This is a genomic window from Bacillus swezeyi (assembly GCF_001969815.1).
Lineage (GTDB): Bacteria > Bacillota > Bacilli > Bacillales > Bacillaceae > Bacillus > Bacillus swezeyi.
The window spans coordinates 1-2,361 of sequence record NZ_MRBK01000052.1 but is presented as its reverse complement, the minus strand read 5'-3'; the positions used below and the strand labels follow the sequence as shown (position 1 = coordinate 2,361).

The following is a 2,361-nucleotide window of genomic DNA, read 5'->3' as shown; positions in this document are numbered from 1 at the left end:
ATTGATTTCATTCCTGAATTTCAATAAATGTATTCGCTTTATTAAATTCCCGTTTTAACGGTGTTCAGCGAATTTCAAAACTGTTATAGTATAGATGAAAATCTGTATTACAATAACCATACAGATTTTGTCGAAAAAAAGAGAGCCGAATATCAGCTCTCCTTCACATCAAACCCAGCCGCCTTGTAAAACTCTTTTCTGGCTTTGTTATAATTTTTTGTATAAGCATTAAAATCATTGCTTTGCTTCAGCACTTTATCATATGATTGGTTAATTTTCTTCAGCTGCCCTTCCAGTTCTTTCAGTTCAAGGTCTTTATTCTGGAGGAGCTTGTACAATTCTTTGTCAAGGCCGATTGCGTTCTCATATGAGGTATAAAGGGCGCCGTATGCCTCATAGCGCTTCTCCATATAAGAAGCCGCGTGTTCCGCTTTCTTCCTGACCTCATGATCATCAATCTTTTCAGCAGAAGCTTTGTTTGCTTCAAATTCGCTCTTTGCCTCATCTATGCTTTCTTTTTCCGATTTCAAATGCTCTTCTCGTTTGTCTGCAGTCTTCAGCGCTTGATTAGACAGTTTGACGATCTCATCCAAATCATCCATATTCAGCTTGATCATCTCATCATACAGCTTAGATTCGGTTTTCTCTAAGTTTTTCAGAGACGCCTGTTCCTTTTTGAAGGGCTTTTCCAATTCCACAATCTTTTCCAGGGAGCCATGCAGCGACTCAACTGGATCTTTCCAAAGGCAGCCCGTCAATAAAAGTGACGCTGTACAACAGACGGCGAGAGCTGCCAGCATACGCATTTTTGAAGATTTCACTCTGAATTTCCCCCAATCTTGACAAATTCCACTATAAAGTCTATTCGTTTGTTTGACAACAAAAAGGATGTGCTTTTGGACATGCTGTTACCAGATCGGTATGTATTGGCCAGCTGCTTTAGAACAAATTCATTTCTGGGAAATTTCATTGAAGTTGGGCATTCGACTATACAACCTTCCTACTTTTACATATTTTATATTAGACGCTATGCCTACCAAAGAAAAAGGCTTTGCGTAAAATTACGGAGGAGGTCTTCATATGTACGGTTATTGCTGCTCTGGATACGGGTACGGCGGCTATGGATCTGGTGGTTATGGCCACGGCCGCACTTTCGCTTTGATCGTGGTTCTCTTTATATTGCTGATTATTGTAGGTGCCGCTTATTTAGGCTGCTAGATCTAAAACATGACCAGCCGTCTCAAGGCTGGTCGTTTATTATGCACGGACATTGCAAGGCGGGCAGGACATCCGCTATACTTTACATATTAATCAATGGGAGTGAAGATGTTGATCACCATGGAAAACATTGTCCGCGACGGTCATCCCGCTTTAAGAACCGTCGCCGAAGAAGTTCAATTGCCAGCTAACGAAACGGAAATCAAGCAGCTGACTGAAATGATCGAATTCGTCAAAAACAGTCAGGACCCTGAAATCGCGCAAAAATACAACCTTCGTCCTGGGGTCGGCCTGGCCGCGCCGCAAATTAATGTCAATAAAAGAATGATAGCCGTTCATGCAGAAAGCGAAGACGGCACATTATACAGCTACGCGCTTTTTAATCCGAGGATTGTCAGCCACTCCGTCCAGAAAAGCTATTTGACCAGCGGTGAGGGCTGCCTGTCTGTCGATGAGCCGATCCCCGGTTATGTTCCGCGGTATGCACGGATCAAAGTAAAAGGCACAACGCTAGAAGGCGAGGATATCGACATCCGCTTAAAAGGATTCCCCGCGATCGTATTCCAGCATGAAATCGATCACTTGAACGGAAAGATGTTCTATGACCACATCAACAAAGAATACCCGCTGAAAGAGCCTGAAAACGCAATTCCTGTCGGCAGATAGCCAAAAAAAACGGATCATGTTTTGATCCGCTTTTTTGGTTATTTTAAAAGCCCAAGTGTTTCAACCGCATACGCAATTCCATCTTCATCAACAGGCTTAGTGACAAAGTCGGCTGTTTTTTTCAGCTCGGGCACAGCATTGCCCATCGCCACTCCAGTTCCCGCAAACTCGATCATTTGCAGGTCGTTCAAACCGTCTCCAAACGCGTAGGTATCCTCTCTTTTAAACGGAAGCTTTTCGATGACTTTTTTGATCCCTTCCGCTTTTGAACCGCCGGCCGGCAGAATATCTGTCGAGCGCTCATGCCAGCGGACGAGGTCAAATTCTTTAAATCGGCTGTACTGTTTTTCATCGTTTTCGCCGCAGAACAACAGAACCTGGAATATGTCTCTGCCCTTGTGATAAGAACGATCCTGCTTTGGATGCTCGACTTTCAAGCTGCCGACCCCTTCATGAATAAACGGGTGGTCGGCGGCT

Annotated in this window: 4 protein-coding genes; 2 read left to right on the top strand and 2 right to left on the bottom strand. The window is 43.9% G+C overall.

The window, feature by feature from the left end; translation table 11 throughout:
* Positions 1 to 152 precede the first annotated feature (152 nt).
* Positions 153 to 821, bottom strand: coding sequence for a YkyA family protein (locus BTA30_RS21495; RefSeq protein ID WP_076763970.1), 669 nt, complete (start codon positions 819 to 821; stop codon positions 153 to 155).
* Between the two features lie 259 nt (positions 822 to 1,080).
* Here BTA30_RS21495 and BTA30_RS21490 point away from each other — a divergent pair, with 259 nt between their 5' ends.
* A complete protein-coding gene (locus tag BTA30_RS21490) occupies positions 1,081 to 1,218 on the top strand; it encodes a YjcZ family sporulation protein (RefSeq protein ID WP_076763968.1) in 138 nt (45 codons plus the stop codon).
* Between the two features lie 111 nt (positions 1,219 to 1,329).
* A complete protein-coding gene (gene def, locus BTA30_RS21485; protein WP_076763973.1) occupies positions 1,330 to 1,884 on the top strand; it encodes a peptide deformylase in 555 nt (184 codons plus the stop codon).
* 38 nt (positions 1,885 to 1,922) lie between these two features.
* Here def and BTA30_RS21480 read toward each other — a convergent pair.
* Positions 1,923 to 2,361: HAD-IIB family hydrolase (locus BTA30_RS21480; protein WP_142243721.1), on the bottom strand; the 439-nt coding region annotated here is incomplete at its 5' end.